Below are 21,935 nucleotides of genomic sequence, written 5' to 3'. Positions count from 1 at the left end.
GGAGGCACCCGCCATGGCGGTTCCCGAAACGACCGACGAGCAGCGCGCCGAGCAGATACTCGACGTGTTCGACATCGCCTTCGGGGAGCTGATCACCGCCGACCCCACGGCCTTCCGGGTCAAGTTCCGCAAGATGGCGGCCTCGGCCTTCGCCTTCTACCGGGGCACCGCCTGCCTCTTCTACGCCGACCTGGAGCGCGAGCGGCACGGCGGCCCGTACCTGGACGAGCGCACCGGCCGGGTGTGGATCCACGGCGATCTGCACGCCGAGAACTTCGGCACCTACATGAACGCCCAGGGCCGGCTGGTCTTCAACGTCAACGACTTCGACGAGGCCTACGTCGGCCCCTTCACCTGGGACCTGAAGCGGTTCTCCGCCTCCGTCGCCCTGCTCGGCTACACCAAGGCGCTCAGCGACGACCAGATCAGCGAGCTGGTACGGATCTACGCGGCCGCCTACCGGGAGCGCATCCACGCGCTGGCCACCGGAGCCAAGAACGACGAGGTGCCCGCCTTCACCCTGGACACCGCCGACGGCCCGCTGCTGGAGGCCCTGCGCGCCGCCCGCCGCCGCACCCGTTTCTCGCTCCTCGACTCGATGACCGAGATCCGCGAGTTCGAGCGCCGCTTCTCCCCCGGCCCCGGGACCATCGAGCTGGACGCGGCCACCCGGTACAAGGTGCTCGCCGCCTTCGACGGGTACCTGGAGACCCTTCCCGACGAGTCCCTCGTCCGCCCGGACTCCTACCGGGTCAAGGACGTGGTGGGCCGCCGGGGCGTCGGGATCGGCTCGGCGGGCCTTCCCTCGTACAACATCCTGCTGGAGGGGCACAGCGACGCCCTGGAGAACGACGTCGTGATCTACCTCAAGCAGGCGCAGACCCCGGCCGTGTCCCGGCACGTCACCGACCGGTCGGTGCGCGAGTACTTCCTGCACGAGGGGCACCGCACCGTGATCTCCCAGCGGGCCCTGCAGGCGCACGCCGACCCGTGGCTCGGCTGGACCGAGCTGGACGGGGCCGGACAACTCGTCGCGGAGGTCTCCCCGTACGCGGTGGACCTGGACTGGTCGGACCTGGACGACCCGGAGGAGATCGCGGCCGTGGTCGCCGACCTGGGCCGGGCCACGGCGACCATGCACGGCGCCGCTGACGCGCAGGAGAGCGGCCAGACGCTGGTCCCGTTCTCCACCGAGCGGGCCATCGACGCGGCCATCGCCGCCGACGAGGAGGGCTTCGCGGACCTGCTGGTGGACTTCGCGCACGCCTACGGCGCCCGGGCCCGCGCCGACCACCAGATCTTCGTGGACCTGTTCCGCAACGGCCGGATCCTGCCCTAGACCGGGACCTAGGGCCCGTCCTCACAGGGACGCATGGCACACTCGCGACGATGGACATATCCGGGGTGGGTCTCCGAGGGCTGCGAGCCGCGCTGTTCAGCGCGGTCGTCGTGCTGCTCTCGACCGGCTCGCACGTCCTGCTGTCCCGGGTTCCACTGCCTCCCGCCCTGGTGGGAGGGGCCTTCGCCGCCGTGTTCGCGATCGCCTTCGCCCTGGCCGGACGGGAGCGTGGCCTCGGTCACATCGCCGGGCTGCTCGTCCCCCTGGAACTGGCCGCCGACACCGTACTGACCTCCGGCCAGCACCTCTGCTACGGCCCCGCGGGCGGCCCCGTCTCGGGTCCGCTGCGTGCCATGGGGCTCGCCGACTTCTGCGGCGGCAGCCCCGTGGGCGGGGCACTGGCCGAGGTGGGCGGGCCCGCCGACCCGGCCGCGCTGCTGGCCGCACCCGGACCGTGGGCTCCCTGGCTGCTGCTGGGCGCGCACGTGTCGGTCGGACTGCTCGCCTCCCTGTGGCTGCACCGCGGGGAGCGGGCGCTCGGCCGGCTGCTGGGCGCGGCGTCCGCGTTCGCCTTCCGGCCGCTGCGGATGGCCTCGGCCCGCACGGCGCGGGCCCTCGCTCCGGTATGCCGCTCGCCGCTCGCGGCGCTGCGGAGCACGGTGGCCCGTACCCGCTTCCCCGTGCACTCCGTGGGACGGCGGGGACCTCCTCGCGTACGCGGCGCGTTCGCTCGCGCCTGACGTACGAGGACAGTCCCCCCTTCCAGCCGGCTCCGCCGCGGAGCCACACCCCACGGAGAGAACGATGAGCGCACGCAACAGCCAGGCGAACAAGGCGGCGGCCCGCGAGAAGCTGCGCATCGAGCGCGAGAAGCAGGCCAAGAAGGCCAAGGTCCGCCGGCAGGTGTTCGTGGCGGGCGGCGTCGTGGCCGCCCTCGCCCTGGCCGGGGGCGTCGGCTACGCCGTCGTCCAGTCCAACCAGCCGAGCGCCTGGGAGAAGGCCGCCGACGCGCCCCTGGTCGCACCGAAGAACACCTCGGGCGAGAACGGCACGACGGTGGTCATCGGAAAGGCCGACGCCAAGAAGACCCTGGAACTGTACGAGGACGCGCGCTGCCCGGTCTGCGCGAGCTTCGAGCAGGCGGTCGGCCCGCAGCTCAAGACGGACCTCGACGCCGGCAAGTACAAGATCCAGTACATCGGCGCCACCTTCCTGGACAACGGCTTCCCCGGCAGCGGCTCCAAGAACGCCCTGAGCGCGCTGGGCGCGGCCCTCAACGTCAGCCCCGAGGCGTTCCTGGAGTACAAGACGGCCCTCTACTCCGCGGCGAACCACCCGGAGGAGAAGGACGACAAGTTCGCCAAGGACGACTACCTCCTGACGGTCGCGGACCAGGTCCCGACGCTCAAGGGCAACGCCGAGTTCAAGAAGGCGGTCGAGGACGGCACCTACGACCGGTGGGCGCTGGAGATGTCCAAGACCTTCGACAAGAGCGGCGAGAAGGGCACGCCGACCCTGAAGATGGACGGCAAGAAGATCGAGCCGCTGCCGCAGACGCCCGAGGCCTTCACCGCGGCGATCGACAAGGCCATCGCCGGCTGATCGTTCCCGCTTCGAGCACAGGCCGAACGGCCGGCTGAACCACAGACTGAACCACCGACTGAACCACCGACGGACGGGCGAACTCCCAGAGTTCGCCCGTCCGTTGCTTTCACGGGGCTGGTCCGGAGCCAATACCCGTCGGTAATATGATCATCCGTGACCAGTCAACTCTCCCCCTCCGCCCCGGAATCGGCGACCGTGCCGACCCCCCGCCGCCGTACGGTCGTCCTGGCCGCGGCGGCCACGGCGGCCCTCGTCCCGATCGCCGCGCTGGGCGCCGAAGCCGCCCACGCCGCCACCGGCACCACCGAAGACGCACCCTCCTTCCTGCACGGCGTCGCCTCGGGCGACCCGCTCCCCGACGGGGTCCTGCTGTGGACCCGCGTCACCCCGACCGCCGGGGCCGTACCGGGCTCCGGCGCGGGCCCCGCCGTCGCGGTGGGCTGGGAGGTCGCCGAGGACAAGGCCTTCTCCCGGATCGTCGCGAGCGGCACCGTCACCGCGAGCGCCGCCTCCGACCACACCGTCAAGGCCGATGTACGGGGCCTGCGGCCGCAGACGGCCTACTGGTACCGGTTCACCGCCGGCGCCACCGCCTCCCCGGCCGGGCGCACCCGTACCGCTCCGGCCGCCGCCACCGCGCCCGCCGGGGTCCGTTTCGGCGTGGTCTCCTGCGCCAACTGGGAGTCCGGCTACTTCTCCGCGTACCGCCACCTGGCCGCGCGGGCCGATCTGGACGCCGTACTGCACCTGGGCGACTACATCTACGAGTACAAGAGCGGCGGCTACCCCGAGGCGAAGTACGTCGTACGGCAGCACGCGCCGCTGCACGAGATCCTCACCCTGGCCGACTACCGCACCCGGCACGGGAAGTACAAGACCGACCCCGACCTGCAGGCCCTGCACCAGGCCCACCCGGTCATCGCGATCTGGGACGACCACGAGATCGCCAACGACACCTGGTCCGGCGGCGCCGAGAACCACGATCCCGCCACCGAGGGCTCCTTCGCGGCCCGCGCGGCCGCCGCCCGGCAGGCGTACTTCGAGTGGATGCCGGTGCGCACCTCCACCGAGGGCACCGTCTACCGCCGGCTGCGCTTCGGCACCCTCGCCGACCTGCACCTGCTGGACCTGCGCACCTTCCGCTCGCAGCAGGCGGGCATCGGCAGCGGCGCGGTGGACGACCCGGAGCGCAGCATCACCGGGCGCGCCCAGCTGGACTGGCTGAAGGCCGGACTGGCCGGCTCCCAGGCCACCTGGAAGCTGGTGGGCACCTCGGTGATGATCTCGCCGGTGGCCTTCGGCTCGCTGCCGGCGCACCTGCTGGGGCCCCTCACCGAGCTGCTCGGCCTGCCCGCGGGCGGCCTCGCGGTCAACGTGGACCAGTGGGACGGGTACACGGACGACCGCCGGGAGCTGCTGGGACACCTGACGGACCGTTCCGTCCGCAACACCGTCTTCCTGACCGGTGACATCCACATGGCCTGGGCGAACGACGTGCCGGTGACGGCGGCCACCTACCCGTGGTCGCGGTCGGCGGGCGTGGAGTTCGTGGTGACGTCGGTGACCTCCGACAACATCGACGACCTGCTGCACGTACCGGCCGACACGGCCTCGCTGGTCGCCGAGACGGCCATCAAGGCCGCCAACCGGCACGTGAAATGGCTGGACATGGACGCCCACGGCTACGGCGTGCTGGACGTGACGGCCGAGCGTTCCCAAATGGACTACTACGTGGTCTCGGACAAACGGCGCCAAGACGCCACGGCCGCCTGGGCACGCTCGTACCGCACGCTGAACGGCACCCAGAAGGTCGAGCGGGCGGACCAGCCGGTGCGCTGACATTCAGCCGGATTTCCCGTCCGGAGGGGCACTTGGCGTAGACCAAGTGCCCCTTTGACATCAGAAGCAACAAATCTTTTACGTAGAGCACTTGACCTGTTTATGACATGCGCACGTAAGATTCCCGCCAGCTGAGGAGATCCCTCCCGCTCAACCCCCCACTCGCGAGGAGCACACGTGCGCGCTCTTGCCCGCATATCCCCCCTTCTTCGCCGCCGCCTGATGGGTGCCGCCGTACTCACCGGCACCCTGGCCTTCACCCCGCTCGCCGCCCCCACCACGGTCGCAGCCGCCAAGACCGGCGCCGAGGTGTGCGCCGAGGACGCGGCGGGCGCGGCGGCCAACGCCCGTGTGGCGCGCCCGAAGGACCAGCACGCGGCCGAGCCGAACGAGGTCACCGAGGCGCAGTCCAAGGCCATGGACTCCGACCTCAAGGCGAAGCTCGACAAGATCTCGAAGGAGCCGCGCAGCCTGCGCGTCGCCGAGGCAGTCACGAGCATCCCCGTGTACTTCCACGTCATCCACTCCGGCACCACCGGAAAGCTGACGTCCACCGACATCAGCAAGCAGCTGGCGGTCCTCAACGCGGCCTACGCCGGCCAGGGCACCGGAAACGTCGACAGCAGCTACCAGTTCACCCTGGCGGGCACCGACTACACGGACAACGCGAGCTGGTACAACCTGGCTTCCGGCTCCACCGCCGAGAAGACCATGAAGAACACCCTGCGCAAGGGTGGTGCGAACGCCCTCAACTTCTACACCGCCAACCTCTCCGGCGGGCTGCTGGGCTGGGCCACCTTCCCCAGCTCCTACGCCTCCCAGCCGAAGATGGACGGCGTGGTCGTCCTGGACACCTCGCTGCCGGGCGGCTCCGCCGCCAACTACAACGAGGGCGACACCGCGACCCACGAGGTCGGCCACTGGATGGGCCTCTACCACACCTTCCAGGGCGGCTGTAACGGCTCGGGCGACTCCGTTTCGGACACCCCGGCCGAGAAGAGCGCGGCCTTCGAGTGCCCGACCGGCCGTGACACCTGCGCCAGCAAGGCGGGCGTCGACCCGATCCACAACTTCATGGACTACACGTACGACTCCTGCATGTACCAGTTCACCGCGGGCCAGGTGACCCGCATGAAGAGCATGTGGACGGCGTACCGCGCCTGACGCGTGCCGACGTCCTGACGCACACATGACGATGGGGCCCCTCACGAGGGGCCCCATCCGTGCATCCGACTGCGGCCCCCTACAGGGAGTCGAGGAAGGCGAGGGCCACCGCCCAGGCCTTCTCCGCGGCCTCGGCGTCGTAGTCGTCCAGCCCCGGGTCGGTGAACAGGTGCCCGGCCCCCGGATAGCCGTGGACCTCCACGTCCGCCCCGGCCTTGCGCATCCGCAGGTACCAGGCCGTCAGCCAGTCGTGCGGCTCGAAGGGGTCCGGATCGGCGATGTGCAGCTGGACCGGCAGCTCGTCGACGTAGACGCCCTCCTCCAGGTCGGCCGTCCCGTGCAGGAGCAGCAGCCCGCGCGCCTTCTCGTCGGCGAGCGCCAGGTGCTGGGCGATCGAGCCGCCGAAGGAGAAGCCGGCGTAGACCAGGCCCTCGTCGGAGTAGGGGGCCGAGGCCAGTACCGCCCGCTTGAGCAGCTCGTCCCGGCCGATCTCCTCCTGGTGGGCCATGCCCTCCTCGACGGTCTCGAAGGTGCGTCCCTCGAAGAGGTCCGGAACCTGGACCTGGTGCCCGGCCGCGCGCAGCCGGTCGGCCGCCTCCCGCACGGCGGGCCGCAGCCCGTAGGTCGAATGGAAAAGCATGATGTTCATGCCCCCATCGTGCCAGTTTCGACGGACCCCCTCCGGTTACGTTGGCCCGCATGGACACGGACTCCTTCCTGCGCCCGATCGCGGCCGTCGCCGGCACCCTGGCCGTCACCCTGCTCGCGGGCTGGCTGCTGGACCTGCTGCTGCGCCGCGCCGACGCCCGGCACAGCGAGACCCCGCTGTGGGGGCTGCTGCGCCGCTGCCGCCCGCCGTTCCTGGTGGTCCTAGCCGCCTCCCTGCTGCAGGCCGTGCGCCGGCGCGCGGACGGCCCCGGGCACGTGCTGACCCTCATCCTGATCGCCGCGGCCGCGTGGCTGCTGATCCGCATCACGACGGCGATCGTGGACTCCACGTACGCCCGCTACGCGGCCGACGCCTCCGACCAGGCCAAGGTCCGCCGGGTCCGCACCCAGGTCACGCTGATCCAGCGGGTGGTCACGGCGGTGGTGATCGTGGTGGCCCTCGGCGCGATGCTCCTGACGTTCCCCGAGATGCGGACGGTCGGCACCTCGATGCTGGCCTCGGCCGGCGTGCTCGGCATCGTGGCGGGCATCGCGGCACAGGCCGCCCTGGGCAACCTCTTCGCCGGACTCCAGATCGCCTTCGGCGACACCGTCCGGATCGGCGACACGGTGGTGGTGGACAAGGAGTGGGGCACGGTGGAGGAGATCACCCTCACCTTCCTCACCGTCCGCACCTGGGACGAGCGCCGGATCACGATGCCGGTCTCGTACTTCACGAGCAAGCCCTACGAGAACTGGTCGCGCGGTGGCGCGCAGATGACGGGCACCGTGTTCTGGCACCTGGACCACAGCGCCCCGGTGGACCTGATGCGCGAACAGCTCCAGCGGATCCTGAAGGACATCCCGGAATGGGACGGCCGCACCGGCTCCCTGGCCGTCACGGACACCACCCCGCACACCATCCTGGTCCGCGCGGTGGTCACGGCGAAGGACGGCGACGCCGTCTGGACCGTCCGCTGCGCGGTCCGCGAACGCCTGATCACCTGGCTGAGGACCCACCACCCGTACGCCCTCCCCCACATCGCCACGACGGAGGCGATCCTCCCTCCTGCCCAGTAACCTGCGGCGCATCAGCCAAATCCAGCCTCGCCGGCGTTTGAGGCGCGGGGTCTGGGGCGGAGCCCCAGGGTCTTTTCAGCCCGTCCGGCGCTTCAGGACCGGGTCAGGGCCGGCCCTGGGAACGGTGGAAGGGCGGGTCGGGGACGGCCCCCGCAGGGCCGGTGTCAGCCCGGGGCTGCGAAGGTCAGCCGGAACAGCGCGCCGCCGCCCGGGGCGGCTTCCGCCACCAGCTCCGCCTCGTGCGCCCGCGCGATCTGCCGGGCCATCGCCAGCCCCAGCCCCGACCCCGGCAGGGCCCGCGCCGCCCCCGCCCGGTAGAACCGGTCGAAGACGTACGGCAGATCCCCCTCCGCGATCCCCGGCCCGTGATCCCGTACGGTCACCTCCGCGCACCCGCCCCGCACCACCAGGCCGACCTCCACCTCGGCCCCGGGCGGGCTGAACTTCGCCGCGTTGTCCAGCAGGTTCCCCAGCAGCCGGCTGAGCCGCGCCGGCACCCCCGCCACCACCACGGCCTCCTCGCGCGAGTCCCCCCGCACACGGAACGCCACCCCCGGCCAGTGCGCCCGCGCGGCCCCGACGCAGTACTCCACCAGCGGAGCCAGCCGCACCTGTTCCACCAGCAGCTGCGGTTCCTCGTCGCGGGCCAGCTCGATCAGGTCGTTGACCAGCCCCGTCACCTCCCGCAGCTGCCGCCCGAGCGCCAGCGAGGCCCGTTCCCGCTGCTCCGCCGTCAGCCGGTCCCCCCGCGCGAGCAGCTCCGCGTTCGTCCGCAGCGCCGTCAGCGGGGTGCGCAGCTCGTGCGAGGCGTCCGCGACGAGCCTGCGCTGCGCGGTGACGGACTGCTCCAGCTCCCCCAGCATGGTGTTGAAGCTCCCGGCCAGCCGGGTGACCTCGTCCTCGCGGCCGCGCCCCGGAGGCGGCAGTTCGATCCGGTGCCTCGGGTCCCTGGTGGCGGCGATCCGCTCGGCGGTGGCGGTGAGCCGGGTCACCGGTGCCAAACCCGTCCGCGCGACCCAGTGGCCGAGCACCGCTGCAAGCAGCACTCCCGCCGCCGCCGTCAACGCCAGCCACCACGAGGCCTGCTCGATGCCGTCCTCCACCGTGTCGGCCCGCAGCGCCACCTGGAGCGCCCGCCCCTTGCCGTAGTCGGTGGTCAGCATCCGCGCCGGATGCCCGGCGTGCACGATGGCCGTGTAGTACGGGGCCCGCGTGCCCGCGGCCACGGCCCGCGCGGCCGGGGTCACCGGCAGCAGGTACGGCGTCTTGGGGTCGCGCCCCGGATCCGCCGGCACCACCTCGGCGCAGGCGGGCGCCGCCCGGAACCGGCACTCTCCGGCCAGGGTCCCGGGCCCGGAGTCCGGGTTGCGCTGGGCGGCGAGGCGGGCGGACTGGGTCAGGCTCAGGTCGAGCTGCCGGTACAGCGCCCCGCGCACCACGATGAAGGCTGCTGCGCACACCCCGAGCGCCACGACGGCCACCGCCGCGGTGACGGACAGCGCCAGCCGGGTCCGCAGCGGCCGCCTGCTCCGCCACCGCGCCCCGCGCCCGCGGCCCCGCCCGCTCACGCGGCGTCCAGCCGGTAGCCGACCCCGTGCACGGTGTGCACGAGCCGGGGCTCGCCGCCTGCCTCCAGCTTGCGGCGCAGGTAGCCGACGTAGACGGCGAGGGAGTTCGAGTCCGGGCCGAAGTCCCGCCCCCACACCAGTTCCAGGACGAGCTCGCGCGGCAGCACCTGTCCGGGGTGGCGCAGCAGCAGTTCGAGCAGCGCCGACTCGGTGCGGCTGAACTCCAGCGGCCGCTCCCCGCGCCGCCCGGTGCGGGTGGCGGGGTCGAGCACGAGGTCCCCGTACCCGAGCAGCGCCCGTCCCCCGGCCGGATCGTCGGGGGCGGCCCGCCGCAGGAGGGCCCGTACCCGGGCCACGAGCTCGTCGAGCGCGAACGGTTTGACCAGGTAGTCGTCGGCGCCCGCCTCCAGCCCGTCGACGCGGTCGCTCACCGCGTCCAGGGCGGTGAGGACGAGGACGGGCGTACGGTCGCCCACCGCGCGCAGTTGCCGGCACACGGCGAGCCCGTCCAGCACCGGCATCATCACGTCGAGCACCACCGCGTCCGGCTGCCAGAGCGCCACTTCGGACAACGCGGCCAGCCCGTCGGCCGCACCGCGCACCTCGTACCCCTCGACGGCGAGCCCGTCCTCGACGGCGGCCCGCACCTCGGGCTCGTCGTCCACCACCAGAATCCGCTGCATGCGGCAAAGCCTCCCAAATGCTTCGGGAGAACCTCTTAGAACCTTCTTAGGGCGCACCGGAAGTCTGCGTCCATGACCTTCCCACCCTCACCCTCACCTTCACACCGGCCGCTTTCCGTCGTGATCGGCGCGGGCGGCACCGGTGGCCACATCTATCCCGGCCTCGCCCTGGCGGAGGCGTTGCGCGCCGCCGTCCCGGACGCCGTGGTCTCGTTCATCGGCACCGAACGCGGTCTGGAGACCGAGCTGATCCCGGCCGCCGGCTACCGCCTGCACACCGTGGACATGATCCCCTTCGACCCGGCGCTGGGCGCCAAGCGCTACCTCCTCCCCGCGGCGCTGCTGCGCTCCGCCGGGCAGGCGCGGGCCGTGATCCGGGCGCAGGGCGCGCACGTGGCGGTCGGCATGGGCGGCTATCCGAGCGCGCCCGCCGTGCTCGGGGCCCGGCTGGCCGGACTGCCGGCGGTCATCCACGAATCCAACGCGGTACCGGGCCGGGCCAACCAGTTCGCGGCCCGCCTCACCCCGCACATGGCGGTGGCCTTCGACCGCAGCCGGGAGCACCTGACGGGCGGGGCGCGGGCACTGACCACCGGGATGCCGATCTCCGCCGCACTGTCGGGCCTCGCCGAACTGCCGGGTCCCGAGCGGGCGGTCCTGCGCGCGCGGGCCCGGCGGGAGCTCGGGGTGCCCGACGGGCGACGGCTGGTGGTGTTCAACGGCGGCAGCCTGGGCGCCGTACGCCTGACCACGGCCGCGGCCGGGCTGGCGGCCGCCTGGCAGGCGCGGGAGGACGTACAGCTGCTGATCAAGACGGGGCCCGCGGCGCTCGCGGACACGGAGGCCGGGCTGTCCGCCTCGGGCGGGCGGCGGATCGCACGGGCCGTGCCGTACCTGGACCGGATGGACCTGGTCTACGCGGCCGCCGACCTGGTGGTGTGCCGGGCGGGCTCGGCGACGGTGGCGGAGCTCGCCGCGACCGGGGTCCCCGCGGTGCTGGTCCCCTACCCGCACGCCCCGGGCGACCACCAGACCCACAACGCCCGGGTGCTGTCCGACGCGGGCGCCGGCCTGCTGCTGGCGGACGCCGAGGCCACGGCCGGCCGCCTCGCGGAACTGCTCGCCCCGCTGCTGGCCGACCCGGCGCGGCTGGCGGCGATGGCCGGCGCGGCCGACCCGGGCCCGCACGCACGGGCCGCCGAGCTGCTGGCCTCGCAGGTCCTGCGGGTCGCCGGCTTCCCCTCCTTCTCCCCCACTCCCCTGGAGCTCGTATGACCTCGCACGCCCCCACGCCCACGCCCACCCCCACGCTCAACCTCACCCCGGCACGCACCCCGGCCGACTGGAGCGGCCGTACGGTCCTGGTCACGGGCGCCGAGGGGTTCATCGGCTCCACGCTCGTCGACCTGCTGGTCGCGCGGGGCGCGAAGGTGCGCGCCTTCGTGCACTACAAGCCGTACGCCGACAAGGGCCACCTGGCCCGGTACCTGGCCGACCCGGGCGGCCCGGTGGAGATGTGGGCCGGGGACGTCCGCGACGCGGGCCGGGTCAGCGACGCGGTGGCCGGCTGCGACACGGTCTTCCACCTGGCGGCGCTGATCGGGATCCCGTACAGCTACGCCTCGCCCGGCGCGTACGTCCAGACCAACGTCACCGGTACCGAGAACATGGCCGAGGCCTGCCGCCGCCACGGCGTGCGCCGCCTCGTCCACACCTCCACCAGCGAGGTCTACGGGACGGCCCTGACGGCCCCGATCTCCGAGAGCCACCCGCTCCAGCCGCAGTCCCCGTACTCCGCTTCGAAGATCGGCGCCGACATGATGGCGCTCTCCTTCCACCACGCGTTCGAACTGCCGGTGACGGTGGTCCGGCCGTTCAACACCTACGGCCCCCGCCAGTCGGCCCGCGCGGTCATCCCCACCATCCTCGCGCAGCTCCACTCGGGCGCCCGGGAGGTCCGCCTGGGGTCCCTGACCCCCACCCGGGACTTCACCTACGTGACCGACACCGCGGCCGGCTTCCTCGCCGTCGCGGAATGCGAGCGGGCCCTGGGCGAAGTGGTCAACCTCGGCAGCGGAGAGGAGATCTCCATCGGCGACCTGGCCCGGGCCCTGATCTCGGCCTCGGGCCGGGACGCGGAGGTGGTCGTCGACCCGGCCCGGCTGCGTCCCGCGGGCAGCGAGGTCCAGCGCCTGCTGTCGGACAACACCCGGGCCCGCGACTGGGCCGGCTGGAAGCCCGAGGTCTCCCTCCAGGAGGGCCTGACCCGCACCTCGGAGTGGATAGCGACCCACCTCCACCTCTTCGCCCCGGACCGCTACCAGGTGTAGGCCCCTCCACCCCGGGTCAGGGCCGGCCCGCAAGGCCCGCCCGGGACCGGGCCCGGTCCCGGAACCAGACGACCGCTCCCACCAGCACCGCCACCCCCACCCCGTACAGGGGAAGCCACAGGGTCGTCGTGGCCGCCAGGCACTCGGCGACCGCGGTACGGGCGTGGGTCTGCTGCGCGTACGCCAGCGCCGCGCCGTCGCGGCCCGCCAGGTTCCCGAGCGCGGACTCCGTCTGGAGGGCCTCGTACCTGCCCAGCAGTGCGCACCGGCCTCGGGTCCCCGGCATCGGGAACAGCCAAGCCCGGCGCTGGAGCAGGGGGGCGAGCGCGACCGCCACGCACAGGCCGACGACCAGCGCGTAGGCGATCAGGCCGCGCAGGTACGGCGAGCGGAGGTCCGGACTCCACTGCGCCCGGCGCTGGAAGGCGAGCAGCACGGCGAGGAGCGTCACCCCGATGAAGGTGGCGAACCATTGCCACGACCCCTGGGCGAGCGCGAAGGTCAGCACGGCGGCGAGTCCGATGCCGATGACCCCGGGAGCCGGAAGGTCACCGCCCCCGGCCACGGACTCGGGCCTGCTCGGAGTCGGTCGGGGGCCGGGATCACTCACGGGACTCACGGGACTCTCTGTGGGGTGAGCCATCAGCATCCGCCCGGGGCCTCGGCCGCCGCGGGCGCCATGCCGGACGGGCCCCGCGTCCCGCCCGGATGGCCCGCGCCCGGCCGCGGTGGCCCGAGCCCGGCCGACCGGCCGCGAGCGGACCCTACGGACTGCGCAGGCTGCGGACGTCCAGGTGCCGGAGCACCCGGTCGACGATCTCCGGATCGGCGCCGGGTTCGCTGCGCGCGGCCAGCACCTCGTGCCGGGCGGCGGACATCATCTCCCGCTGGATGCGCTGCACGTCGCGGATCCGCTCCACCCGCTTCGCGTACGCCTCCCGCCGCTCCTCGTCGACCATGTCCGGGCTGATCCTGGCGCCCACGTCGTACGCCCGGCGGTAGAGCACCTCCACCAGGTCCTCGGGCAGGTCCTCCACCTCCTCGATCTCCTTCAGCCGCCGCTTCGCGGCCTTGGCGGCGCGGATCGCCAGCGCGCGGGCGAACTCCGCCTCCGCGTCCGAGTCGGCCTCCACGCCGAGCCGGCGGACCAGCCAGGGCAGGGTCAGCCCCTGGACCACCAGGGTGGTCATGATCACGGCGAAGGCGACGAAGACGATCTCCTGCCGGGCCGGGAAGGGATCCCCTCCGTCCGTCTCGAAGGGAATGGCCAGCGCGAGCGCCACCGAGGCCACGCCCCGCATGCCCGCCCACCACATCACCACGGACTCCCGCCAGCTCAGCGGGATCTCCTCGTCGTAGTCGCGCCGCGAGTGGAGCCGTTTCGCGAGCCAGCCGGCCGGCAGCAGCCACACGAGCCGTACGCCGACCACGACCGCGACCACCGCCGCCGCCCACCCGGCCATCTCCCAGCCCCGGCCGCGGGCGGCCCCGAACACGTTGTGCAGTTCCAGCCCGATCAGTCCGAAGGCGACGCCGGTGACCAGCATGTCGACGACCTCCCAGAACGTGTGCCCGGCGAGCCGGCCCAGCACGTCGTCGGCGTCGGTCGCGTACTCGGCGAGGAACAGCGCCGTGGTCAACACGGCCAGCACGCCGGAGCCGTTGAACTCCTCGGCCACCACATAGGCCACGAACGGGACGAGCAGGGTCAGCCCGATCTGGAGCGTGGCATCGCCGAGCCGCCCCATGAGCCGGTTCGCGGCCCAGCCGAGCCCGAGCCCCACCGCGACGGCCACGACGGCCGACAGCACGAACTCTCCGAGCGCCCCGGGCCACGAGAAGGTGCCGCTGACGGCTGCGGCGATGGCCACGTGGTAGAGCACGATGGCGGTGACGTCGTTGAAGAGCCCCTCGCCCTCCAGGATCGACACCATGCGCCGGGGCAGCCCGAGCGAGCCTGCCACGGCGGTGGCGGCGACGGGGTCGGGCGGGGCGACGAGCGCGCCGAGCGCGACGGCCGCGGCGATCGAGAGCCCCGGCACGAGGGCGTGCGCCGTGAAGGCGACGGCCACGGTGGTCACGAAGACGAGGGCGACGGCCAGCAGCAGGATGGGCCGTACGTTGGCTGCGAACTGCCGCCAGGAGGTCCGCTGCACGGATGCGTACAGCAGCGGGGGCAGCACGAGCGGCAGGATGTACTCGGGCGGGATGTCGACGTTGGGCACCGCGGGCACCAGCGCGAGCACCACCCCGCCGAGCGTCATCAACACCGGCGAGGGCAGCCCCAACCGGTCCCCGAGCGGCACCGTCACCACGGCCCCGAGCAACAACACGAACAACAGCAGGAGCTGATCCACTCCCACACCCTGCCAGCCCACTGCACCCGCCGACGCGGACCGACCTGCGTGTCGGTCTCCGCCACATCCAACCCCGCCGGGCCACATCCAGCCCCGCCGACGTTTGAGGCGCGGAGTCCGGGGCGGAGCCCCGGAACGGGTCAGGGCAGAGCCCTGGGAACGGAGGAAGGGCGGGTAGGGGACAGCCCCGCAGGGCAGCGTCCACCCCCTGCCGGGCTACGGCAGCGCGCGCCGCATCGCCCGGTGCGGAATCCCCGCGTCCTCGAACTCCGGCCCGTAGGCCACGTACCCGAGCCGCTCGTAGAACCCCATCGCATGGGTCTGCGCGCCGAGATCGACCGCGGCGAGGCCCAGCCGAACCGCCTCCGCCTCGATCGCCCGCACCAGCGCAACCCCCACCCCGAGCCCGCGCGCGGACTTGGCGACCGCCAGCCGTCCGAGCGAGCCGACCTCCGGGGAGCCCGTCTTGCCCAGGGCCCCCGGCCCGTACAGCAGCCGGCCGGTGCCCAGCGGCACCCCGTCCGGCCCCTCGGCCAGCACGTGCACCGCGATCTCGTCGTACGCGTCGTACTCGATCGACTCCGGCACCGACTGCTCGACCACGAAGACCTCGGTCCGCACGGCGAAGCAGGCCTTCAGGTCCGCGTCCGTGACGACGACCCGTACGGCGACGGCGTCGGCGACGGCGCCACCGCTGCCCGCGGTCACTCGCTCTCCTTGCGGATCACGTCCAGCGCGTTCTGCAGGTCCGCCGGGTAGGTGCTCTCGAACTCGACCCACTGCCCGTCCGACGGGTGCTCGAACCCGAGCCGCACCGCGTGCAGCCACTGCCGGGTGAGTCCGAGGCGCTTCGCGACGGTCGGGTCGGCGCCGTAGGTCAGGTCGCCGACGCAGGGGTGCTTGTGCGCGGCCATGTGCACGCGGATCTGGTGCGTGCGGCCGGTCTCCAGCTTGATGTCCAGCAGCGACGCGGCGCGGAAGGCCTCGATCAGGTCGTAGTGGGTGACGGAGGGCTTGCCCTCCTGGGTCACGGCCCACTTGTAGTCGGCGCTGGGGTGCCGCCCGATCGGCGCGTCGATCGTGCCGCTCATCGGGTCCGGGTGGCCCTGCACCAGCGCGTGGTAGCGCTTGTCGACGATCCGCTCGCGGAACTGGTTCTTCAGCGAGGTGTACGCGCGCTCCGACTTCGCGACGGCCATCAGGCCGGAGGTGCCGACGTCGAGCCGGTGCACGATGCCCTGGCGCTCGGAGGCACCGGAGGTGGAGATGCGGTAGCCGGCGGCGGCGAGGCCGCCGATGACGGTGGTGCCGGTCCAGCCGGGGCTGGGGTGGGCGGCGACGCCGACCGGCTTCATGATGACGACGATGTCGTCGTCGTCATGGACGATCTCCATGCCGGGGACGGGCTCGGCGACGAGCTCGACCTTCCGCGGCGGTTCGGGCATCTCGACTTCGAGCCAGGCGCCACCGTGCACACGCTCGGACTTCCCGACGACACTGCCGTCGACCAGCACCTTTCCCGCGGCCGCAAGTTCGGCCGCCTTCGTCCGGGAAAAACCGAACATACGGGCGATGGCGGCATCGACGCGCTCGCCCTCGAGGCCATCGGGTACGGGCAGGGTGCGGATCTCGGGAATCGTACTCACCTGTCGAGTATGCAGGACTCGACAGAAGACCATTCCCGCGATCAGCCCGTCATCAGCCGTCATCGGCCCGCGGATCGGTCGCCGGGTCAGTCCTTGTGGACGGTGCCGTCCGGATCCAGGCCCTTGAACGACAGCAGGACGATCAGGATCCCGCCGCACACGATCGCCGAGTCCGCGAGGTTGAAGACCGCGAAGTGGGCGGGCGCGATGAAGTCGACGACCGCTCCGCGGAAGACGCCCGGCGAGCGGAAGATCCGGTCGGTCAGGTTGCCCAGTGCCCCGCCCAGCAGCAGGCCCAGCGCGATCGCCCAGGGCAGGCTGTACAGCTTCCGGGCGAGCCGCACGATCACCACGATGACCGTGGCGGCGATGCAGGTGAAGATGATCGTGAAGGCCTCGCCGAAGCCGAAGGCGGCGCCGGGATTGCGGATCGCGTCGAACTTCAGCAGGTCGCCGATCACCTGGATCGACGGCTGGTGCTCCAGCTTCGCGACGACCAGCATCTTGCTGCCCAGGTCGACCAGGTAGGCGAGGAGCGCCACGACGAGCAGCGCGACGATCCGCCGCCGCCCCTTGGGCGCGACGGATTCGGGCTGGGTGCCGTCTTCCCCGACCTCCGGCGTACCGATGATGCGCTCCGCCTCTGCCACGTGAGTCCCTCGAACTAGCTCGAACCAGGTTGTCGAACGGTACTGCGCCGACCGACCCGCCAGGTTCCCGGACCCTGACGAGACACGAGAGTACGTCAGGGCGCCCTTCTGCCGCCGCCCCGGCCGGACCTCCGGCGGAGCCCGCCGACGCCCGCCCGGGGCCCTCCGGGCCTGCCAGGGGCCGTCCCGGGCCCATCCAGGGGCCATCCGGAGCCCGGCCGGCCCGCGCTCAGCCCCCGCTCAGTGCCGCCGCTCCTGCTTCTGCTTGCAGTCCACGCACAGGGTGGCCCGCGGGAAGGCCTGCATCCGCGCCTTGCCGATGGGCTGGCCGCAGTTCTCGCAGAGGCCGTACGTGCCCGACTCCAGCCGTTCCAGCGCGCGCTCGGTCTGCTCCAGCATCGAGTTCGCGTTCGCGGCGAGGGCGAGCTCGGACTCCCGGGTGATGTTCTTGGTCCCGGTGTCGGCCTGGTCGTCGCCGGCGCCGTCGCCGGAGTCCCTCATCAGCCCGGAAATGGCAGCGTCGGAGGCCTGGAGCTCGGCGCGCAGCCGCAGCACCTCGCTCTCCAGCTCGGCCCGCGCCTCGGCGACCTCCTCCGGGGTCCAGGGGTCCTCTCCGGGCCGTACGGCGAGCTCGCCGGGCGCCAGGCCCGCCGCTCCCCGCGCCTTGGGCAGCCCGCTGGTCGCGGCCGCGGCCGTCTTCCTGGCCGTGCCGGTGCTCTTCTTGGCAACCACTTTCCGGGCTCCCGTCTCGTGCGCGGCCTGTGCCGCCCCCTCGGCCCCGGCCGTCTTGGCCGTGACCTTCTTCGCGGCCGTCTTCTTGACGGCGGCCGTCTTCTTGGTGGCCGTCTTCTTCGTGGCCGCCGCCTTCTTCCCGGCGGCAGCCGCTTCCACCGGTCCGGCCTCCGGATCGCGGGCCGCCACCTCCGTCACCGGCTCCTGCGCCGGCTTCTCCGCAGCCTTCCCGACAGCCTTCTTGGCAGTACTCCCGGCGGTCTTCTTCGCCACCATGGCCGCGGCCCCTTCACATACTGTGATCATTGCTCGCGAATCGTGCCGGAACGATAAATCGACTCCGGCCCCGCGGCAACGGGGCACGCGTCCATCGAGGTCAACCTGCATCCGTTGTGCCCAGCAGGGAGCCCGGTAATCCGCCCCACCCGCCCCACCGCACCCCGGAGCGGCCCGTCGGCCCATTCGGGTCATTCCAGGCCCCGGCCGGCGCCCGGTCCGCGCCCCGTCGCCGCCCCGCGCCACGCCCCGTAAACCGGTCTGCCGACCAGCCCCCCGGCCCGTACACTGGGCCCAGCGAGAGGCATGGATGGGGACGAGTAGCGTCGGACGCAGCCAGGAGCGACCCGGGGACGGTGAGAGCCCGGGGGCGAGCGCGATGCGAAGGATCACCCCGGAGCTGCCGGAAGAAAGCCCACCGGGATTCCCGTAGGGCGAGTAGAACCGGCTTCGCACCCCAATGAGGGGGCCGACGGACCGCAGGTCCGCAGGCCAAGGAGGGTGGTACCGCGGGAACGGCTCGTCCCTGATCCAAGGGAGGGCGACTCTCGTCCCTCCGGACGGAAGTGACACCCCGCCGGAGGAAGAGTTCAGCCTCATGACCACACCGCCGCAGTACCGCCCGGTACCCGCCCAGGTCGACCTGCCTGCCCTCGAGCACGCCGTCCTCGACTTCTGGCGCGAGAGCAAGACCTTCGCCAAGACCCTGGAGCAGTCCGAGGGACGCCCCGAGTGGGTCTTCTACGAAGGCCCTCCCACCGCGAACGGCATGCCCGGCGCGCACCACATCGAGGCCCGCGTCTTCAAGGACGTCTTCCCCCGCTTCCGCACCATGCGCGGCTACCACGTGGCCCGCAAGGCCGGCTGGGACTGCCACGGCCTGCCCGTCGAGCTCGCCGTCGAGAAGGAACTGGGCTTCAACGGCAAGAAGGACATCGAGGCGTACGGCATCGCCGAGTTCAACGCCAAGTGCCGCGAGTCGGTGACCCGCCACACCGACGCGTTCACCGAGCTCACGAACCGGATGGGCTACTGGGTCGACCTCGACGACGCCTACCGCACCATGGACCCCGAGTACGTCGAGTCCGTGTGGTGGTCGCTGAAGGAGATCTTCAACAAGGGCCTGCTCACCCAGGACCACCGCGTCGCCCCCTGGTGCCCCCGCTGCGGCACCGGCCTCTCCGACCACGAGCTGGCCCAGGGCTACGAGACGGTCGTCGACCCCTCGGTCTACGTCCGCTTCCCGCTGACCTCCGGCCCCCTCGCGGGCCGGGCGGCGCTCCTCGTCTGGACGACGACCCCCTGGACCCTGGTGTCCAACACGGCGGTCGCCGCGCACCCCGACGTGACGTACGTCGTGGCCACGAACGGGACCGAGAAGCTGGTCGTCGCCCAGCCGCTGCTGGAGAAGTCCCTCGGCGAGGGCTGGGAGGCCACCGGCGAGTCCTTCACGGGCAAGGAGATGGAGCGCTGGACGTACCAGCGCCCCTTCGACCTGGTCGAGTTCCCGGAGCCGGCCCACTACGTCGTGAACGCCGAGTACGTCACGACCGAGGACGGCACCGGTCTGGTCCACCAGTCCCCCGCCTTCGGCGCCGACGACCTCGCGGTCTGCCGCGCGTACGGCCTGCCCGTGGTGAACCCGGTCCGCCCCGACGGCACCTTCGAGGAGGAGGTCCCGCTCGTCGGCGGGGTCTTCTTCAAGAAGGCCGACGAGAAGCTGACCGCCGACCTCGAAGCGCGCGGCCTGCTCTTCAAGCACATCGCCTACGAGCACAGCTACCCGCACTGCTGGCGCTGCCACACCGCCCTGCTCTACTACGCGCAGCCGTCCTGGTACGTCCGCACCACCGCCGTCAAGGACGCGATGCTGCGGGAGAACGAGAAGACCAACTGGTTCCCGGACTCCGTCAAGCAGGGCCGCTTCGGCGACTGGCTGAACAACAACATCGACTGGGCGCTGTCCCGCAACCGCTACTGGGGCACCCCGCTGCCCATCTGGCGCTGCGAGGAGAACCACCTCACCTGCGTCGGCTCCCTCACGGAGCTCAGTGAGCTGACGGGCACGGACCAGTCGAACCTGGACCCGCACCGCCCCTACATCGACGAGGTCACCTTCCCCTGCACGGCGGAGGGCTGCACCCTCACCTCGGTCCGCGTGCCGGAGGTCATCGACGCCTGGTACGACTCGGGTTCGATGCCGTTCGCGCAGTGGGGCTACCCGCACAAGAACAAGGAGATCTTCGAGAACCGCTACCCGGCGCAGTTCATCTCGGAGGCCATCGACCAGACGCGCGGCTGGTTCTACACGCTGATGGCGGTCGGCACCCTCGTCTTCGACAAGTCCGCCTACGAGAACGTGGTCTGCCTGGGCCACATCCTCGCCGAGGACGGCCGCAAGATGTCCAAGCACCTGGGCAACACCCTCGAACCGATCCAGCTGATGGACCAGCACGGCGCGGACGCCGTCCGCTGGTTCATGGCGGCCGGCGGATCCCCGTGGTCGGCGCGCCGCGTCGGCCACGGCACGATCCAGGAGGTCGTCCGCAAGACGCTCCTCACGTACTGGAACACGGTCGCCTTCCAGGCCCTGTACGCCCGTACGTCGAACTGGGCCCCGTCGGCCTCCGACCCGGCGCCCGCGGACCGTACGGTCCTCGACCGCTGGCTGCTCTCGGAGCTCCACACCCTCACGACCGAGGTCACCGAGGCGATGGAGTCGTACGACACCCAGCGCGCCGGCAAGCTCCTCTCCTCCTTCGTGGACGACCTCTCCAACTGGTACGTCCGCCGCTCCCGCCGCCGCTTCTGGCAGGGCGACGCGGCCGCGCTGCGCACCCTGCACGAGGTCGTGGAGACGGTCACCCGCCTCCTCGCCCCCCTCACCCCCTTCATCACGGAGCGGGTCTGGCAGGACATGGTCGTCCCGGTCACCCCGGACGCCCCGGAGTCGGTGCACCTGACCACGTGGCCGGTCCCGGACGCCTCGGCGATCGACCCGGAGCTGTCCCGGCAGATGCTGCTGGTACGCCGCCTCGTGGAGCTGGGCCGCGCCACGCGGGCCGAGTCGGGGGTGAAGACCCGCCAGCCGCTGTCCCGCGCGCTGGTCGCCGTGTCGGGCTTCGAGACCCTCTCCCCCGAGCTGCACTCGCAGATCACGGAGGAGCTGAACGTCTCCTCGCTGGCCTCCCTCTCGGAGGTCGGCGGGTCCCTGGTCGACACCACGGCCAAGGCGAACTTCCGCGCACTGGGCAAGCGGTTCGGCAAGGGTGTGCAGGACGTGGCGAAGGCGGTGGCCGCGGCCGACGCGGCGGCGCTGTCCCTGGCCCTGCGCTCCGGTGAGGCCTCGGTGGAGGTGAACGGCGAGACCGTCACGCTCACCCCCGAGGAGGTCATCATCACGGAGACCCCGCGCGAGGGCTGGTCGGTGGCGTCCGACTCCGGCGCCACGGTCGCCCTGGACCTGGAGATCACCCCGGAGCTGCGCCTGGCGGGCCTCGCCCGTGACGCGATCCGGCTGATCCAGGAGGCCCGGAAGAACTCCGGCCTGGACGTCGCGGACCGGATCGCCCTGCGCTGGTCCTCGTCGGACCCGGAGCTGGTGGCGGCGCTGACGGACCACGCTTCGCTGATCGCGGACGAGGTCCTGGCCACGGACTATGCCTCCGGCGAGGCGGACGCCTCGTACGGCGACCCGTTCGAGGACGAGCCCCTGGGCCTGACCTTCCGCCTCCGCAAGGCGTAGCTTCTCCGGCCTGTGGCCCGGCCCCCTCCCGAGGGGTGCCGGGCCACAGCTGTTTCTCCTCCCCGCCCCGCCCTTTCACCGTTTCCCGGGGCTCCGCCCCGGCCCCCTTACGTGCGCTCCGCGCACGTGCCCTCAAACGCCGGGCGGGCTGGTTTCCAGCCCCGCCGGCGTTTGAGGCGCGGGGTCTGGGGCGGAGCCCCAGGGAACGGTGGAAGGGCGGGTAGGGGACGGCCCCCGCAGGGCCCGACCGCCCGGCCCGCGGGGGCCTCGTAC

18 protein-coding genes are annotated in these 21,935 nt (G+C 72.3%); 9 read left to right on the top strand and 9 right to left on the bottom strand.

Annotated elements, in window-relative coordinates; translation table 11 throughout:
* Nucleotides 1-13: 13 nt before the first annotated feature.
* From ACFVX6_RS34085 to ACFVX6_RS34065, 5 genes are all read left to right on the top strand, one after another.
* Nucleotides 14-1,339, top strand: a complete 1,326-nt coding sequence (locus tag ACFVX6_RS34085) for a DUF2252 domain-containing protein (protein ID WP_389698111.1) — start codon at nt 14-16, stop codon at nt 1,337-1,339.
* A 50-nt stretch (nt 1,340-1,389) separates the two neighbouring features.
* Nucleotides 1,390-2,079, top strand: coding sequence for a hypothetical protein (locus ACFVX6_RS34080; protein ID WP_389698109.1), 690 nt, complete (start codon nt 1,390-1,392; stop codon nt 2,077-2,079).
* 64 nt (nt 2,080-2,143) lie between these two features.
* On the top strand, nt 2,144-2,941 hold the full coding sequence (locus tag ACFVX6_RS34075; RefSeq protein WP_389698107.1) for a DsbA family protein: 798 nt from the start codon (nt 2,144-2,146) through the stop codon (nt 2,939-2,941).
* Between the two features lie 156 nt (nt 2,942-3,097).
* Nucleotides 3,098-4,783, top strand: a complete 1,686-nt coding sequence (locus tag ACFVX6_RS34070; protein ID WP_389698105.1) for an alkaline phosphatase D family protein — start codon at nt 3,098-3,100, stop codon at nt 4,781-4,783.
* A 222-nt stretch (nt 4,784-5,005) separates the two neighbouring features.
* A complete protein-coding gene (locus ACFVX6_RS34065) occupies nt 5,006-5,947 on the top strand; it encodes a zinc metalloprotease (RefSeq protein WP_389698125.1) in 942 nt (313 codons plus the stop codon).
* A gap of 79 nt (nt 5,948-6,026) precedes the next feature.
* On the opposite strand, the gene ACFVX6_RS34060 is transcribed toward ACFVX6_RS34065, so the two are convergent.
* Nucleotides 6,027-6,596, bottom strand: a complete 570-nt coding sequence (locus ACFVX6_RS34060; RefSeq protein WP_389698103.1) for a dienelactone hydrolase family protein — start codon at nt 6,594-6,596, stop codon at nt 6,027-6,029.
* A 50-nt stretch (nt 6,597-6,646) separates the two neighbouring features.
* Between ACFVX6_RS34060 and ACFVX6_RS34055 the strand changes: the two genes are divergently transcribed.
* The gene (locus ACFVX6_RS34055; RefSeq protein WP_389698101.1) at nt 6,647-7,675 is read left to right on the top strand and encodes a mechanosensitive ion channel family protein; all 1,029 of its coding nucleotides are present in this window, start codon (nt 6,647-6,649) and stop codon (nt 7,673-7,675) included.
* Nucleotides 7,676-7,839: 164 nt separating this feature from the next.
* On the opposite strand, the gene ACFVX6_RS34050 is transcribed toward ACFVX6_RS34055, so the two are convergent.
* Both ACFVX6_RS34050 and ACFVX6_RS34045 read right to left on the bottom strand, forming a co-directional pair.
* Entirely contained in the window at nt 7,840-9,243 is a 1,404-nt protein-coding gene (locus ACFVX6_RS34050; RefSeq protein WP_389698099.1) for a sensor histidine kinase, read from the bottom strand.
* The gene (locus tag ACFVX6_RS34045) at nt 9,240-9,926 is read right to left on the bottom strand and encodes a response regulator transcription factor (RefSeq protein WP_274552347.1); all 687 of its coding nucleotides are present in this window, start codon (nt 9,924-9,926) and stop codon (nt 9,240-9,242) included. Before ACFVX6_RS34045 ends, ACFVX6_RS34050 begins: the two co-directional genes overlap by 4 nt.
* Nucleotides 9,927-9,998: 72 nt before the next feature.
* Here ACFVX6_RS34045 and ACFVX6_RS34040 point away from each other — a divergent pair, with 72 nt between their 5' ends.
* Complete coding sequence (locus ACFVX6_RS34040) at nt 9,999-11,201, top strand: glycosyltransferase (protein ID WP_389698097.1); 1,203 nt, start codon at nt 9,999-10,001, stop codon at nt 11,199-11,201.
* Nucleotides 11,198-12,256, top strand: coding sequence for an SDR family NAD(P)-dependent oxidoreductase (locus ACFVX6_RS34035; protein ID WP_389698095.1), 1,059 nt, complete (start codon nt 11,198-11,200; stop codon nt 12,254-12,256). Before ACFVX6_RS34040 ends, ACFVX6_RS34035 begins: the two co-directional genes overlap by 4 nt.
* 16 nt (nt 12,257-12,272) lie before the next feature.
* On the opposite strand, the gene ACFVX6_RS34030 is transcribed toward ACFVX6_RS34035, so the two are convergent.
* The 6 genes from ACFVX6_RS34030 to ACFVX6_RS34005 form a co-directional block, all read right to left on the bottom strand.
* Nucleotides 12,273-12,866 (bottom strand): hypothetical protein, encoded by a 594-nt coding sequence (locus ACFVX6_RS34030; protein WP_389698093.1) that lies wholly within the window; start codon nt 12,864-12,866, stop codon nt 12,273-12,275.
* Nucleotides 12,867-13,020: 154 nt separating this feature from the next.
* Nucleotides 13,021-14,613, bottom strand: coding sequence for a Na+/H+ antiporter (locus ACFVX6_RS34025; RefSeq protein ID WP_389698091.1), 1,593 nt, complete (start codon nt 14,611-14,613; stop codon nt 13,021-13,023).
* Nucleotides 14,614-14,829: 216 nt separating this feature from the next.
* Nucleotides 14,830-15,321 (bottom strand): GNAT family N-acetyltransferase, encoded by a 492-nt coding sequence (locus ACFVX6_RS34020; protein WP_389698089.1) that lies wholly within the window; start codon nt 15,319-15,321, stop codon nt 14,830-14,832.
* Nucleotides 15,318-16,259, bottom strand: a complete 942-nt coding sequence (locus ACFVX6_RS34015; protein ID WP_389698087.1) for an RluA family pseudouridine synthase — start codon at nt 16,257-16,259, stop codon at nt 15,318-15,320. Before ACFVX6_RS34015 ends, ACFVX6_RS34020 begins: the two co-directional genes overlap by 4 nt.
* Nucleotides 16,260-16,345: 86 nt before the next feature.
* Entirely contained in the window at nt 16,346-16,909 is a 564-nt protein-coding gene (lspA, locus tag ACFVX6_RS34010; protein WP_389698085.1) for a signal peptidase II, read from the bottom strand.
* Between the two features lie 240 nt (nt 16,910-17,149).
* Complete coding sequence (locus tag ACFVX6_RS34005) at nt 17,150-17,917, bottom strand: TraR/DksA family transcriptional regulator (RefSeq protein ID WP_389698082.1); 768 nt, start codon at nt 17,915-17,917, stop codon at nt 17,150-17,152.
* 598 nt (nt 17,918-18,515) lie between these two features.
* Between ACFVX6_RS34005 and ileS the strand changes: the two genes are divergently transcribed.
* Nucleotides 18,516-21,662: an isoleucine--tRNA ligase gene (gene ileS / locus ACFVX6_RS34000; RefSeq protein ID WP_389698080.1), complete on the top strand. Its 3,147-nt coding sequence runs from the start codon at nt 18,516-18,518 to the stop codon at nt 21,660-21,662.
* Nucleotides 21,663-21,935 lie beyond the last annotated feature (273 nt).

This window comes from Streptomyces sp. NPDC058289 (assembly GCF_042880975.1).
Lineage (GTDB): Bacteria > Actinomycetota > Actinomycetes > Streptomycetales > Streptomycetaceae > Streptomyces > Streptomyces stoeckheimensis.
This window is presented reverse-complemented; position numbering and strand designations above follow the sequence as displayed.